We start from the raw sequence: 14,825 nt of genomic DNA on the forward strand, positions 1-14,825 counted from the left end.
ATGGCCGTCACCCATCGATCCGCCCAGCTGAGGAGCCCGTATGCGTCTTTCGCCGCACGAGCAGGAACGGCTGCTGTTGAGCTACGCGGCCGAGCTGGCCCGGCGTCGGCAGGCCCGCGGGCTCAAACTGAACCATCCCGAGGCGATCGCGTTGATCACCGACCATGTGCTGGAGGGCGCGCGGGACGGGCGATCGGTCGCGGAGCTGATGTCGTCGGGGCGAACGGTTCTCGCGCGTGCCGATGTCATGGAGGGTGTTCCTGAGATGATCCATGATGTGCAGGTCGAGGCCACCTTCCCGGATGGAACCAAGCTCGTCACTGTCCACCACCCGATCGGGTGAGCGCCATGATTCCCGGCGAATACCTCTGTGCCGAAGGCACTATCGAACTGAACGCAGGCGCGGACCGCATCGAGCTCGACGTCGTCAATGCCGGCGACCGACCGGTCCAGGTCGGCAGTCATGTGCATTTCCCGCAGGCCAATGCCGCATTGTGGTTCGATAGGGCCGCCGCGCACGGGCGTCGGCTCGACATACCAGCCGGGACAGCCGTTCGCTTCGAACCCGGCCTCGGGCAACGTGTCTCGCTGGTGCCGCTCGGCGGCACCCGTGAGGTCTACGGCATCAGCCCGTCCCCGCCCGGCCGCCTCGATGACTAGCGCGACGCCGTGCGGGCTCGACGTGTGCGATGCCGTATTCCGGAAGGTAGGACGCGATGGGTGAACTGAGCCGGGCTCGCTATGCCGAGCTGTACGGACCCACCGCCGGTGACCGGATTCGCCTCGCCGACACCGATCTGCTGATCGAGATCACCGAGGACCGTAGCGGCGGCCCTGGACGGGCGGGCGACGAGGCGGTGTTCGGCGGCGGCAAGGTGCTGCGCGAATCCATGGGGCAGGCCCGTGCCACCCGCGCCGAGGGGACGCCGGACACCGTGATCACCGGTGCGGTCATCGTCGACCACTGGGGAATCATCAAGGCCGACATCGGTATTCGCGACGGTCGGATCTGTGCCATCGGCAAGGCGGGCAACCCCGAAACCATGTCAGGGGTGCATCCCGATCTGGTGGTCGGACCGTCCACCGAGATCATCGCAGGCAACGGCCGGATCGTCACTGCGGGCGCCATCGACTGCCACGTGCACTTCATCTGCCCGCAGCTGATGGACGAGGCGCTCGGCGGCGGCATCACCACGCTGATCGGCGGCGGCACCGGCCCCGCCGAGGGCAGCAAGGCGACCACAGTGACGCCGGGGTCCTGGCATCTGGCGCGCATGCTGGAGGCCACCGACGGCTGGCCGATGAACATTGTGCTGCTCGGCAAGGGCAACACTGTCAGCGCCGAATCGATGTGGGAGCAATTGCGCGGCGGCGCTTCGGGTTTCAAGCTGCACGAGGATTGGGGCTCCACCCCGGCTGCCATCGATGCCTGCCTCACCGTCGCCGACGCGGCGGGGGTCCAGGTCGCCTTGCATTCGGACACGTTGAACGAGGCGGGCTTCGTCGAAGACACGCTCGCCGCCATTGCGGGCCGCGGCATCCACGCCTATCACACCGAGGGCGCGGGCGGCGGCCACGCGCCCGACATCATCACCGTCGCTTCCCATCTCAACGTGCTGCCCAGCTCCACCAATCCGACTCGACCACACACCGTCAATACTCTCGACGAGCATTTGGACATGCTGATGGTGTGCCATCACCTCAGTGCCTCCATTCCGGAGGATCTCGCCTTCGCAGAGAGCCGCATTCGTCCATCCACCATCGCCGCCGAGGATCTCCTGCACGACCTCGGCGCGATATCCATGATCGGCAGTGATTCGCAAGCCATGGGCCGCATCGGCGAGGTCGTCATGCGCACCTGGCAGACCGCGCATGTGATGAAACGTCGCCGTGGCGCGCTGCCCGGCGACGGCACTGCCGACAATGTCCGCGTCCAGCGCTACATCGCGAAGTACACCATCTGCCCCGCGATCGCCCACGGCCTCGAGGACGAGATCGGCTCGGTGGAAGTCGGCAAGCTCGCCGACCTGGTTCTCTGGGACCCCGCCTTCTTCGGTGTCCGTCCGCACGCGGTGCTCAAAGGCGGCATGATCGCCTGGGCGGCCATGGGCGACGCCAACGCCTCCATTCCGACGCCGCAACCGGTGCTGCCGCGTCCCATGTTCGGTGCCGCGGCCGCCGTCGTCGCGTCCACCTCCGTGCACTTCGTCTCCGAACACGCGATCGAGGACGGGCTCGCCGATCGTCTCGATGTGCGACGAAAGCTGCTGCCCGTCAAGAACGTTCGCAAGCGGACCAAGGCCGATATGCCGCACAACGATGCCATGCCGCGGATCGAAGTGGACCCCGATACTTTCACCGTCCGCATCGATGGCGAGGTCTGGACCGAGCAGCCCGCCACCGAACTGCCGATGGCGCAGCGCTACTTCCTGTTCTGAGCCGATCCCGGTAACCGGTCGGTTGCATACCACTCGCGCGCATAGGTAAGGTCGGGCGAATCAGAGTGGGGGCGTTCCGAGTTCGTTCCCATCCAGCGGCGCGGTCGGGCGCATAGCGAAGGGGACGACATCGGTGAGCAACGATCTCAGTGGCGCGGCCGATGAGCTGGCCCGGTGGGCGGAGAATCTGGAGCGCAAAGCGCAGCAGTACCAGGACCTGCAGGGCAGGATGGCCGCTGTCAGTGTGACGGCTAACTCTGCGGACAAGCGCGTCAGTGTCACCGTCGATGCCAACGGTGTCACCACCGGCATCTACCTCGCCCCCAGTTCGCGCGGCATGGACCCCGCCGTCCTCTCCACCGAACTCATGGCCTGCACCCGTCGCGCCCAGGCGAAACTGCGCACCCAGGTCACCGACTTGATCCACAACGCCGTCGGTGCAGATGGCGCAGGGCAAGCGATCATCAGTCAGTATGCCGAGAAGTTCCCGGACCCCGACCCGACCGACGCGCCGCCCTCGTACACCCCGCCGCCCGCCCCGTCGCCGACCTTCGATGCCGCCCCATCATCACCGTCCGGGTCGGTGTCGGGCCGCCCACCTGCCGGTACGCGCAAGCCCAACCGCGACGATATCGTCGTCCCCGACGAGCCCAGCGAAGAGGACCTGTACTACCAGCGCAAGTCCTGGTTGGAGTGAGCCGGTCCGGCTGAACTCGCGGATCCACACATTCCGAGGATCCGGCTGGCGGGGGCGAGAACTGTCGTCCGTTGTCGGCCGGCTCGTAGACGCTGGCCGGTCGTGATCCGTGCCGACCCGACTTCGCGGCTGCGGTGACGGCCCGACAGAACCAGGCTAACGCCTGCGGCCGATGTCACTGTGCCGAGCGGATCGCCCGAACAATGATGTCGGCGACGCCGCGCATACCTTGCAGCGTCGGGTGGTAGGGGACAAGGGTTTCGGTGGCGAGCACGGGGTCGAACCAGCGGACTCCGGTGGGGGCGCACATATCGTGGCCGACGGCTTGGGATTTGGTGTCGATATAGGTCGCCGATCGGGCGGTTGCCTCGCGGGAAACGACGGTGTTGAGGCGGTCGAATTCGGCCTGGACGTAGCGGGCGTCGGCGGGGCGCAGGCCGGGGAGTTCGGGGCAGCCCCCGTCGCGGACATAAAGGGGCCAGCCGTCCACGAAGATGGCGGCCTTCGGGGCGAGGTTCGAAATTTGCTGCAAGGCAGCGGAATACGGTGCCGCGATGGCGTCGATATCGGCGTCCCATGCGGGGTCGACGCAGGCTCCGCCGACGATCCCGGCCAGGTGGCAGGTGACGACGTGCTTGGTCATCTGGGCGTCGTTGGCGCCGATGTGGAGGGTCACCAGTCTGGTGTCGGGGCCGAGGGCCTCGAATTGCGGTGTGATGCCGGGGCCTTGGGAGTTGGTGAGATCGGTGATCTTGGCCGAGCTGCACGTCCGGTCGTCCAGCCGGAGGCCGAGGTCTTTGGCGACCAGCTTCGGGGTGTTGGTGGTCGAGCGGGCGCATTGTGGTGGAGCGCTGGTATCGAAGTTCTGTACTCCGGTCGTTGCCGCGCCGGAATCGCCCAGCGCCACGTACTCCGCACCGCCGTCGACAGGCGCTGCGGCGGCGGGCGTGAGGAATGTCGAGGCGAGCGCGAACAGGCCGGCGGTGATTGCGGCAGCGGGCCAACGGATCCGGCGGGTTGTCATGGCTGTGCTCCCGATCGGTCGGATTCCGGCAACGCCACGGCGGGCCGGTTTGAAAGTGAGACGCATCAGTCTCGATTGTGACGCAGGGTACTCGCTGCGCAGCGGCTCTCGCAAGACCATGCGCCGCGAAATCGGCAGGCCGGGTTCGCGAGCCGCGACAATCCTGTTGCGGTGGCAGACTGCGACTATGACGACATTCGACTGGGCCGATGTTGACACCTATCTCGTGGACAGGCTGGTGGGAGACCGGGATACGGCGGCGGCGTTGGCGACGAACGCGGCCGAAGGGCTGCCCGCCATCGATGTGTCCGCCGCGCAAGGGAAATTTCTGCACCTGGTCGCGCGGTCGATCGGTGCGCGGCGGGTGCTCGAGATCGGCACACTCGGCGGGTACAGCACGATTTGGCTGGCTCGTGCGGTAGGGGAGAAGGGATTGGTGGTCACCCTCGAATTCGAACCCCGCCATGCCGAGGTGGCGCGCGGGAACGTGAACCGCGCCGGGGTGGGCGATCAGGTCGACATCCGGGTCGGTGCCGCACTCGACAGCTTGCCGGCGCTGGCCGCCGAGGATCCTGAGCCTTTCGACCTGGTATTCATTGACGCCGACAAGGTGAACAACTCGAACTACGTCCAGTGGGCGCTGCGGTTGACCCGCCCCGATTCGGTGATCATCGTCGATAATGTGGTCCGCAACGGTGCGGTGGCCGACGGGGCCTCCACCGAACCGGCGGTCCAAGCCAGCCGTGATCTGATCGATCTCCTTTCGAACAACCCGCAGCTGGACGCAACCGTCCTGCAGACGGTGGGTTCCAAAGGCTGGGACGGCTTCGTCTACGCCGTCGTCAACGCCCAAATACCCGCCTAACCCTGTCGCAGCGTCGCGAGCGGGACCTGGTGGAGGGCTTCTCGGAAGATGCCGCAGTCAGGTCCCGTTCGCGCGCGAGGCGGGTTGCGGTCAGGGGATCAGGACTACTTTGCCGACGGTGGCGCGGGTTTGCAGTGCGCGGTGGGCCTTCGCGGCGTCGGCGAGCGCGAAGCGCTGGACGGCCGGGCGCAGGCGGCCCGCGGCGGCCTCGGCGAGGGCGCGGTCTTCGAGGATGCGGATGGTGCCGCCGACTCTCTGCAGCATCGGTGGTCCGATGACCATTTGCGAACTGATGCCACGCTCGGCCAGCTCCTCCTCGCTGAACGCGAACGGCTGGTCACCGGGCTTTCTGCTGGACCAGCCGTAGACGAGATGCTGTCCCCCCTTGCCGAGTAGATCTACTGCGGCACGGGTGATTTCGCCGCCGACCGAGTCGAAAAGGATGGTGGCACTGCGGTCGCCGAGCAGTGCGCGGACCTGCGCGACCCAATCGGACTGCGTGTAGTCGACGGCGATGTCCGCGCCATTGCGTTGCACCAAATCGACTTTCGCCGGCCCGCCGGCCAGCCCGACCACTGTGGCCCCGGCGTTCCGGGCGTACTGGACCAGCAGTGTCCCGATGCCGCCCGCGGCGGCTGTCACCACTGCAACGCTGCCCGGGCCGAGCTCGGCGAACTGCAGGATGCCCATGGTGGTGCGGCCGGTGCCGATGACGGCGACCGCCGCCGCCGGATCGATATTCTCGGGAATCTCTTGCAGCCGAGCGGCTTCCGTCACGGCGAACTCGGCGTAGCCGCCGGGCACATTGCCGAGATGCGCGACGACCTGTTTGCCGAGCCATGTGGTGTCGACGTCGGGACCGATCTGGTCGACGGTCCCGGCGACCTCGCGCCCAGGGACAGTGGGCAATTCGGGGAGGGGGACCGGGCCTTGCGCACCGCTCCGGATGGCGGTGTCGATCATGTGGACACCGGCTGCCGCCACCGCAATGCGCACTTGGCCCGGTCCGGGTTCTGGATCCGGGACCTTCTCATAGCGGAGGTTCTCGGCGGGGCCGAAGGCGTGAAGTTGGATGGCGTGCACGGGGACTCCTGTTCGCGGGGTGGTCGCGACCCACTCTTCAACATCAACCGTGGTTCAGGTCAATTGCACATGCGCCGTGCGACGACGAGCAGCTGGCGGTGTGCGGCAGGCAAGGTTGGTCAAATTGATCACCATACGTAGATATGCGCATCAACGCACTTGGTTGTCGGCAACCCGCCCAACGCCCGGCCGAGCCGGGCGCGGCAAGGACGGGGAGGGGTCCGTGTTCGCCTGCTCGGGTAGTGAAGTGCGCGCAGGCGGGGCGAAGATGCCGGCTCTCGAGTGGGTGCACACGTGTGCGCAGCTGGGGGTGACTACTACCGGGGCCTCGATGGTGCATGCAAAAGGGGGTGCCGGCGAGGGTCTACCAGGTGGCGTCCGCCATGCAGTGTCACCTCTTGGCGCGCGCCTCGAAGCCGTCGCAGAGTGCGGACAGTCCGAGGTAGAGCAGGTCCTCGGAGGTCAGGTCGCTCACGCCGATGCCGTCCAGTTCGGCGAGTGCGGGCGGAACCGGCTGCTGTGACTTTCCTTGCAGCAAGGCGCGCAGTCCGTTGTCTCCATCGGGGTTGATTCCGTCGCGGGCGAACAGGGCGCCGCTGATCTGTGGCAAGGTTGCGCCGGAGATGTAGTTCCACACCGTGAAGGCCATGGTGGTTGCCTCGCGGGCCGAGACGTTCAGCTCCCGCAGCCCCTCGACGAGCCACGCCAGACATGCCAGGCTCTGTGGGCCGAAGCTGTAGCGGGGCATCGCGAAGGTGAGTAGCACCCACGGATGCTGTTGGTAGAGCGCCCAATCGATCTCGGCGGCGATGCGGACCCGGTCGCGCCAGGTCCAGTTCCTGCCCTCTGGTGACGGGTACGGATTGCGACGTGCGACCTCGTCGGTCATTGCGGCGAGCAGCTCGTCCTTGTTCGCGACGTGCCGGTAGAGCGACATGGCGCCGACGCCCATGCGCTCGGCGATGTGGCGCATCGACAGCGCATCCAAACCGCCGGTGTCGGCCAACGTGATGGCGGTGTCGACGATGGCGGATTTGGTGAGCTTCGGCTCAGTCATCCTATGACTCGCTTCCAGTTCCCGGCTCGGCTGCGTACACTGTACCCGAGCTCGGGCGTACGGCGTACGCGACACGGGAATCGAATCGACTGAGGTGTTGGAATGACAGAGGTGCAGGCAGTGCGGCTGACAACGCCGCCGCTACCGGCCGGCTCGCGCCGTGCCTGGCTGGGTCTTGCGGTGCTTTTGCTGCCGGTGCTGTTGGTGTCGATGGACATCTCGGTGCTGTTCCTCGCCATGCCGACCCTCACCCTCGACCTCGACCCGTCGGCCACTCAGCAACTGTGGATCCTCGACATCTACGGCTTCCTGATCGCGGGCCTGCTGATCACCATGGGCAATCTCGGCGACCGGATCGGGCGGCGCAATATCCTGCTCGTCGGCGCCTCGGTCTTCGGCGTGGCATCGATCATCGCCGCCTTCGCGCCGAGCGCGGGTGTGCTGATCGCCGCGCGCGCACTGATGGGTGTGGGTGGCGCGACGCTGCTGCCCTCGAGCCTCGCCCTGATTTCCAGCCTCTTCCCGAATGCTCGTGAGCGCGCCGCCGCCATCGGCGTGTGGACCGCCTTCTTCGCTGGCGGCTCGGCCGTCGGGCCAATCCTCGGCGGGCTGCTGCTGCACCATTTCTGGTGGGGCTCGGTCTTTCTCATCAACATCCCGGTGCTGCTGATCCTGCTCGCCTTCGGCCCGTTCCTGCTGCCGGAGCACCGCGCCGGTGTGCTCGGCCCGCTGGACATCCCGAGCGTCGTGCTGTCGATCGGCGGCATTCTGCCGATGGTGTACGCAGTCAAGCACCTTGCGGCCGAAGGTCTGGATGTAAAGGCACTCGCCATCGGGTTGGTCGGCGTGGCATTGCTGACCATCTTCGTGCGGCGGCAGCGGCAGCTGGCCGAACCGCTGCTCGATCTGCGTTTGTTCCGTCGTGCCCAGTTCTCTGTCGCGATCGGCTCCAGCCTGACCGGCATGATGTCGCTGGCCGCGATGAGTTACCTCACCAGCGTCTATCTGCAGTCGGTGACCGGGCGAGACCCCCTGGCGGCAGCCATGTTCGGCATCCCCATGGCGGTGGCGGTGTTCGTGTTCTCGATGGGCGGCGCCCGTGTGGCCCGGCGCTTCGGTGTCCGGAGTTCCTTCGTATTTGCCCTGCTGGCCTCGGCGGTCGGCAATCTGCTGCTGCTCGGTGTCGGCGTCGACGGCGGCCTCGCGTGGTATCTCATCGGATCCACGATTGCCGGCATCGGCTACGGCCTTGCCTTCACCATGGTGTCCGAGGTCGCGGTCTCCTCGGTGCCGCCGGAGCGGGCCGGCTCGGCTGTCGGCATCTCCGAGACCAGCTTCGAGCTGGGCAATGCCCTCGGCCTCGCGCTGCTGGGTTCGATTGCGGCCCTGGTCTTCCGGTCGGGTGGGGACTACTCCGCCACGCTGGGCGAGACCATTCAGCGGTCCGACGGCAACACCGCCCTCATCGACTCCGCTCGCGAGTCGTTCGTCGCCGGCATGCATGTGGCAACCTCGGTCGGTGCTGTGCTGTTGGTTGTCATGGCAATCGTGGCCTATTTCGCTCCGCGGCAGCATCGCTGATCACGCCGAAGGATGGCGCGGCTCCACCGACTGCCCGCGCGCGCGAGTGAGCCGATAGGGCCGATCACAGCGGATCGGGAACGGCGGTTGATCATGTCGGCCGTCGATACCGGATGTGCAGTGGCCCCTCGGCCAATACAGTCGAGTGTGTGAACGAGACACCGGCCACCGGCAATGGACGGCCGCTCGCCGAGCGGATCGCGAGCCGACTGCTCTACCCGACCTCACGGCCGCGCGAGACGACGTTGCGTGCGGAGGTCTCCGGCCGGATCGTCCTGGTGACCGGCGCGTCGCACGGCATCGGAAAGGCCAGCGCCCACAAGCTGGGAGCGGCCGGTGCGATCGTGCTGCTGGTGGCGCGTTCGCGCCCGGACCTCGAACAGGTAGCCGCCGAGATCGCCGCAGCGGGTGGCACCGCGCACGTGTACCCCACCGATCTGACCGACATGGACGCTGTCGAGCGACTCGGCCGCGAATTGCTCGACGCGCACGGGCACATCGACGTGCTGGTGAACAATGCGGGCAAGTCGATTCGCCGCTCGATCGACGAATCCTATGATCGCTTCCACGATTTCACCCGCACCATCGACGTGAACTACCTCGGCCCGGTGAAGCTGCTGCTGACGCTGCTGCCGAGTATGCGTGAACGCAGGCAGGGTCACATCGTCAACATCTCCACCTGGGGTGTGCGGATGCCGCCCGCACCGAGGTGGGCGGCGTATGGCGCCTCGAAATCCGCCTTCGACGTCTGGCTGCGCAGCGTCGCCGCCGAAATCGCCGCCGACAAGGTCACCACCACCTCGATCTACATGCCCCTCGTCCACACCAGGATGAGCGCACCCACCGACTTCAGCCGTGTCCCCGGCCTCACCGTCGACGAAGCCTCCGACCTCGTCTGTCACGCGATCACCACCAAGCCTCGCGAGATCGCTCCATGGTGGTCGTCCGGTGTGCAAGCCTGGTCGGACCTGACCCGTGGCCGCGCCCAGCGTTTCATGGAACGCACCTTTCGCCGCTGACCGTCGTCGGTTGGGACAGGCGCCGGTAGCCGCCTGCGACACGCCGGGGCATAGGATCGGCGGATGCCAGGATCCGCCGAGCGAGCTACCAGCCTGGCGCTGCTCTTCACCCTCGCCGACTCACGGCTGCCGATCGGCGGGCATGTGCACTCCGGCGGCGTCGAGGAGGCGGTTGCTTCCGGGCTCGTGCGTGATGTCGCGACGGTGGAGCTTTATCTACGTCGTCGGATACGCACCTCCGGGCTGGTTGCCGCGTCGTTGGCGGCGGCGGTGTGCTCGGGCGCGCTCGAGCCGGTGTGTGCGGAGGCCGAGGCCGACGCGAGGACGCCCGCGCCCGGTGCCCGCACGGCGTCGCGCGCACAGGGCCGCGGTCTCCTGCGTCTGGCCAAACAGATTTGGCCGCAACATGATTGGGTCGCGCTCGGGTCGCGTCCGCATCTGTCTACGGTGTTCGGCATGGTCGGGGCGGCCTGCGCGGTCACGCCGCAGGAGACTGCGGGAGTTGTCCTGTACACGACGCTGACCGGCGCGGCGACCGCCGCTCAGCGACTGCTCGCCTTGGATCCGGCTGCCATTGCCGCATGCACGGTCCGGCTCACCGATCTATGCGATCGAACCGCCGTCGAGGCCGCGACCGGGCTCGCGGCGCTGTCGGATCCACTGCAGGACGTGCTTGCCCAACGGCACGCGCAACGGGAAATGCCGCTGTTCGCCAGCTGACCGGCGCCGGACCGAGAGAAGGAGATCGTCACTCATGCCCCCACATCTGATCGACGGCGAACCGCACGCTCACACCCATGATCGGCCCAAGCGTGCCCGCACGGCGGGGGAGGCGCTGCGCATCGGCATCGGAGGACCGGTCGGTTCCGGCAAGACCGCGCTGGTTGCCGCGCTGTGCAGGCAGCTGCGCGACGAGCTGTCGCTCGCGGTGCTGACCAACGACATCTACACCACCGAGGATGCGGACTTCCTGCGCAGGCACGCGGTATTGCCGGACGAGCGGATCACCGCGGTGCAGACCGGCGGTTGCCCGCACACGGCGATTCGCGACGACATCACCGCGAACCTCGACGCCATCGATGATCTGATCGCGGCGAACCCGCCGCTCGATCTGATCCTGGTGGAATCGGGTGGCGACAACCTCACCGCGACGTTCTCCTCTGGTCTGATCGACGTGCAGATCTTTGTCGTCGATGTCGCGGGCGGCGACAAGGTGCCGCGCAAGGGCGGCCCTGGCGTTACCTTCTCGGACTTGTTGGTGATCAACAAGACCGATCTTGCCCCGTTCGTCGGCGCCGACCTCGGCGTCATGGCGCGTGACGCGGCGAAGGTGCGCGAGGGTCGCCGGACGGCAATGATTTCGCTCACCGACGATCCAGCCGCAACCCCGGTGCTCGCCTGGGTGCGCGAGCAATTGCGGGCGATCGCCGAACAGGATCACCAGCCCGGCGCTGCCGAATCGGCCGTTGCGCACTGAATTACGTATCGTCGCGGCCGTCGGCTCGCTGCCGGAGATCCATGCCAGCGGCGGGCTGACGGCGCGGCGCACCGGTTCCGACACAGTGCACATGGTCGGTACCGCCGCCACCCCACTCGGCGGTGACGAGCTCGATATCGCGATCACGGTCGGCCCCGGCGCACGATTGGTGGTCCGCTCGGTGGCGGCGACCATCGCGCTGCCCAGTGCCGCGACCCTGCGATCGAGCGCCCGGTGGCGTTTCGAGGTCGCGGCAGGAGGCGAGTTGGACTTCGATCCGGAGCCGACGATCGTGGCGGGGGGTGCCCACCATCACGCTGTTACCACGGTTCGATTGGCGACCGGTGCCCGGTTGCGGTTGCGCGAACGGGTGCAGATCGGCAGGGTCGGCGAGGACGGCGGTGGCTGGCGCGGCGATGTGATCGCCGACATCGGCGACCTTCCGTTACTTCGGCACCGCCTGGCACTCGGCGCGGGTGGCGCTGCCGACGATGGACTCGCCGCGCCGCGCGCGTTGGACAGTGAGCTCGTCTATCCCGACGATCGTCCGGTCGAAACAATCGGTTTGACCGGGTCGCGCCTGCCGTTGGCGGCCGGCGGGACGCTGTTCACCCGAGTCGGGCCACTGCTCGCCGGCTGATCCGCCGGCCGACGAATCCCGTGCAGCGGACCGCGACCTCTTAATTGCTGAAAGATTGCTGGTGCGTGGAGTGGCTCCACGTGCTGGTCTCGGCCGGGTACCTGCTCGGGCGATGTTCTCCTCGGGCCGAGCGAGAGTTGCCGATGGCTGTTCGCGAAGAATGTGCGGTCGATGCGGTTAGCCGAGCGCAAGATGGGACATAAGAGAAGGGTGGGAACTCGACAGTGTCGTCGAGTTCCCACCCTTACCGGTTTCGAGCTCGATCAGTCGCCGACGACCCGTGAGGGTGCGTTGAAGGCGTTGATCGCACCGACCGCGGCACCGGCTGCCGCACCAACAACTGCCGCGGGGATCGTGATCACCGCGGCACCGAAACTGGCGCCCAGCATCGGCCCTGCCAGGATGCCGATAGGCAGCAATGGCACGCCGGCCACCAGGCCGACTACGCCGCCGACGGCGGCCGAGGTCAGCGCAATCGGGACCGACGAGGCTGCCCCCGCTACCGCACCCATCGCGGCGGTACCGATGGTCTGTCCGGCGATTCGGTCGGATCTGCTGCGTTCCATCCCGATCGAATCGAGGAACGTTGCGAGATCGGCCTCGGCCAGCGCGGAACTGTCGTTGATCTGGATCGCCTGTTCCTGGTTGATCCATTCCGGCGCCGGTATCGTGACGTCACCGAAGCGGAACTGGCCGGGGGGTGGCGCGATCGGCGGGACCGGGGCCACCGGGGCGGGCGGGTGCAGCACCCCGACGGGCGCGAGATAGCGCTTTTCCGGCGCCGTTCGCGACCACTGCAGTGAACTGTGCGTGTCGTCAGGGATGTTCAGCCCCTCATACGGCATCGCGTTGGGCGAGTCGGCCGCAGGCCACTGCGCCTTCTGCTCGGGGTGCGTGACCGCATTCGACTGAGCGGGTTCGGCATTGGCAGTGCCGGTTCCCACCAGCGCCAGGACTAGCGGTACCGCGCCCGCCGCGACCATCGAACCCACTTTTTGTCGCTGCGGGTTGGGAGCTCTGTGCTTGCCCGTGGCCATACATCACCTTTCATTCCGGAGAGTTGTCGTGTTCGACGCCACACATTCGGACCCAACTGGGCAAGAGGATTGGTCGATTCTCAGGAAAGGCAAAGGTTTGATATTGCCAGATATTAGCTGTAGCGCTGTGTTGTGAGGTTCGAGGCGGTTGCCTCCTGGAAATGCGCGCCAGGATTCGCGTGCCAGAAGTTCGCTCGACAAGTGGAACGTGGGTGAGCCGAACGATGATGCTGATCGGATACGGCCGGGGCCGCCCGCCTCAGCCTGCCCTGCGGTCGGCCGCCGCCTTCTCCGCCTTGTCGAGGGCCTTGGCCTTCTCCACGGTCTTGCCGTTCTCGGCAGGCGGCGCGCCGAGCGCGGCCGCGAGCTCGTCGGCATCCTCCTCGTCGGCGTTGACCGTCTCGAGAGCGAGCCGGGCGAACACCCACTGCTCGGTCGCCGCCATCTGACCGCGGCTGCGCCCGAGGAAGGTCACGAACCACTGGATGACGGTGATGATCCGGCTGCGGTAGCCGACCAGGTAGTAGAGGTGCAGCGCGAGCCAGGCCAGCCAGGCAATGAACCCGCCGAACTCCAGCTTGCCGATCTGGCAGACGGCGCTGAACCGCGACACTGTCGCCATGCTGCCCTTGTTGAAGTACTTGAACGGCTTGCGATCCTGCGGCGCTTGGCCTTTCAGGCCGGCCTTGATCTGCTTGGCCGCATAGGTCGAACCCTGGATCGCGCCCTGCGCCATGCCGGGCACGTCCGGCACCGACATCAGGTCGCCGACGACGAAAACGTTCGGGTAGCCCTTGATGGTGAGGTCGGGTTCGACGATGACCCGCCCGGCGCGATCGACCTGGGTGCCCTCGGACTGTTCGGCGAGCATCTTGCCGAGCGGGCTGCCCTGGACGCCGGCCGACCACACCTTGCAGGAGGACTCGATGCGGCGAACGGTGCCGTCGGAGTCCTTCACCGTGACGCCGTGCGCGTCGATATCGGTCACCATGGCATTGAGCTGGATCTCGACGCCCATCTTCTCGAGCCGCCGCTGCGCCTTGCCGCCCAGCTTCGGGCCCATCGGGCCGAGCACCGCGCCCGCGCCTTCGAGCAGGACGACTCGCGCGTCACGCGGATCGATGTTGTGGAACGTGCCTTCGAGCGTGCGATCGGAGAGTTCGGCGATCTGGCCCGCCAATTCGACACCGGTGGGTCCGGCGCCCACAACTACGAAGGTGAGCAGCCGGTCCCGCATTTCCTGCGTGGTGGCCAGTTCGGCCCCTTCGAACGCGCCCAGGATGCGCGCGCGTAGCTCGAGTGCGTCATCGATGGTCTTCATGCCCGGCGCGTAGGTGGCGAACTTGTCGTTGCCGAAGTAGGACTGCTGCGCTCCGGTCGCCACGATCAGACTGTCGAACTCGGTGACGGTGTTCTGGTTGAGCAGTTGCGAGGTCACCGTCTTGGCCTGCAGGTCGATATCGATGACATCGCCGAGCAGCACCTGCGCGTTCTTCTGCTTGCGCAGGACCAGGCGGGTGGCCGGCGCGATTTCGCCCACCGAGAGGATGCCGGTGGCCACCTGGTAGAGCAGGGGCTGGAAGAGGTGGGTGGAGGTCTTGGAGATCAGGGTGACGTCCACATCGGCGTGCTTGAGGTGCTTGGTTCCGAACAAGCCGCCGAAGCCGGAGCCGATAACCACCACCCGATGACGACGGTTCTCGACAGACTCAGTGCTCATCGTCCTGCTCCTCGACAGACCTGGGCTTGGCCCCACGAACGTTGTTGACCCGCCTTACGGTAGTCGGCGCCGACTCGACCGTCACGGCGAGATCCCGGTTCCTGCTGTGCTGCGAAGCGATACCACCCTGCCGCCGATCCGCCGGGTGGAGCGTTGATGGGGCGAACCGACCGAATGAATGTGAGAA

General features: G+C 66.9%; 15 protein-coding genes. 10 read left to right on the forward strand and 5 right to left on the reverse strand.

Annotated features, from left to right (window positions below; translation table 11 throughout):
* Positions 1-40 precede the first annotated feature (40 nt).
* From OHQ90_RS21535 to OHQ90_RS21550, 4 genes are all read left to right on the forward strand, one after another.
* The gene (locus tag OHQ90_RS21535) at positions 41-343 is read left to right on the forward strand and encodes an urease subunit gamma (RefSeq protein ID WP_328400170.1); all 303 of its coding nucleotides are present in this window, start codon (positions 41-43) and stop codon (positions 341-343) included.
* A gap of 5 nt (positions 344-348) precedes the next feature.
* Positions 349-660, forward strand: coding sequence for an urease subunit beta (locus OHQ90_RS21540; RefSeq protein WP_328413007.1), 312 nt, complete (start codon positions 349-351; stop codon positions 658-660).
* A 56-nt stretch (positions 661-716) separates the two neighbouring features.
* Complete coding sequence (locus tag OHQ90_RS21545) at positions 717-2,438, forward strand: urease subunit alpha (RefSeq protein WP_328400172.1); 1,722 nt, start codon at positions 717-719, stop codon at positions 2,436-2,438.
* Between the two features lie 133 nt (positions 2,439-2,571).
* Complete coding sequence (locus OHQ90_RS21550; RefSeq protein ID WP_328400174.1) at positions 2,572-3,135, forward strand: YbaB/EbfC family nucleoid-associated protein; 564 nt, start codon at positions 2,572-2,574, stop codon at positions 3,133-3,135.
* 175 nt (positions 3,136-3,310) lie between these two features.
* Here the strand turns inward: OHQ90_RS21550 and OHQ90_RS21555 are convergent, their stop codons facing one another.
* A complete protein-coding gene (locus OHQ90_RS21555) occupies positions 3,311-4,159 on the reverse strand; it encodes an SGNH/GDSL hydrolase family protein (protein WP_328400176.1) in 849 nt (282 codons plus the stop codon).
* Positions 4,160-4,346: 187 nt separating this feature from the next.
* Between OHQ90_RS21555 and OHQ90_RS21560 the strand changes: the two genes are divergently transcribed.
* Entirely contained in the window at positions 4,347-5,024 is a 678-nt protein-coding gene (locus OHQ90_RS21560; protein WP_328400178.1) for an O-methyltransferase, read from the forward strand.
* Between the two features lie 90 nt (positions 5,025-5,114).
* On the opposite strand, the gene OHQ90_RS21565 is transcribed toward OHQ90_RS21560, so the two are convergent.
* Together OHQ90_RS21565 and OHQ90_RS21570 are read right to left on the reverse strand one after the other, a co-directional pair.
* Positions 5,115-6,107 carry a zinc-binding dehydrogenase gene (locus OHQ90_RS21565; RefSeq protein WP_328400180.1) on the reverse strand — a complete coding sequence of 331 codons (993 nt, stop codon included), beginning with the start codon at positions 6,105-6,107 and terminating at the stop codon, positions 5,115-5,117.
* A gap of 391 nt (positions 6,108-6,498) precedes the next feature.
* A complete protein-coding gene (locus OHQ90_RS21570; protein ID WP_328400182.1) occupies positions 6,499-7,164 on the reverse strand; it encodes a TetR/AcrR family transcriptional regulator in 666 nt (221 codons plus the stop codon).
* A gap of 102 nt (positions 7,165-7,266) precedes the next feature.
* On the opposite strand from OHQ90_RS21570, the gene OHQ90_RS21575 reads away from it, so the two are divergent.
* The 5 genes from OHQ90_RS21575 to OHQ90_RS21595 all read left to right on the forward strand — a co-directional run bounded on the left by OHQ90_RS21575 (position 7,267) and on the right by OHQ90_RS21595 (position 11,881).
* Complete coding sequence (locus OHQ90_RS21575; RefSeq protein WP_328400184.1) at positions 7,267-8,745, forward strand: MFS transporter; 1,479 nt, start codon at positions 7,267-7,269, stop codon at positions 8,743-8,745.
* A 149-nt stretch (positions 8,746-8,894) separates the two neighbouring features.
* Positions 8,895-9,764, forward strand: a complete 870-nt coding sequence (locus tag OHQ90_RS21580) for an SDR family NAD(P)-dependent oxidoreductase (protein ID WP_328400186.1) — start codon at positions 8,895-8,897, stop codon at positions 9,762-9,764.
* Positions 9,765-9,827: 63 nt separating this feature from the next.
* Complete coding sequence (locus OHQ90_RS21585) at positions 9,828-10,484, forward strand: urease accessory protein UreF (RefSeq protein ID WP_328400188.1); 657 nt, start codon at positions 9,828-9,830, stop codon at positions 10,482-10,484.
* Between the two features lie 34 nt (positions 10,485-10,518).
* Positions 10,519-11,241, forward strand: a complete 723-nt coding sequence (ureG, locus tag OHQ90_RS21590; protein WP_328400190.1) for an urease accessory protein UreG — start codon at positions 10,519-10,521, stop codon at positions 11,239-11,241.
* Positions 11,231-11,881, forward strand: coding sequence for an urease accessory protein UreD (locus OHQ90_RS21595; protein ID WP_328400192.1), 651 nt, complete (start codon positions 11,231-11,233; stop codon positions 11,879-11,881). The genes ureG and OHQ90_RS21595 overlap by 11 nt, the downstream gene beginning before the upstream one ends.
* A gap of 263 nt (positions 11,882-12,144) precedes the next feature.
* On the opposite strand, the gene OHQ90_RS21600 is transcribed toward OHQ90_RS21595, so the two are convergent.
* Together OHQ90_RS21600 and OHQ90_RS21605 are read right to left on the reverse strand one after the other, a co-directional pair.
* Positions 12,145-12,918, reverse strand: a complete 774-nt coding sequence (locus OHQ90_RS21600) for a hypothetical protein (protein WP_328400194.1) — start codon at positions 12,916-12,918, stop codon at positions 12,145-12,147.
* Positions 12,919-13,177: 259 nt separating this feature from the next.
* On the reverse strand, positions 13,178-14,638 hold the full coding sequence (locus tag OHQ90_RS21605; RefSeq protein WP_328400196.1) for an NAD(P)/FAD-dependent oxidoreductase: 1,461 nt from the start codon (positions 14,636-14,638) through the stop codon (positions 13,178-13,180).
* Positions 14,639-14,825 lie beyond the last annotated feature (187 nt).

The sequence above is a fragment of the Nocardia sp. NBC_00403 genome, assembly GCF_036046055.1.
Classification (GTDB): Bacteria; Actinomycetota; Actinomycetes; order Mycobacteriales; family Mycobacteriaceae; genus Nocardia.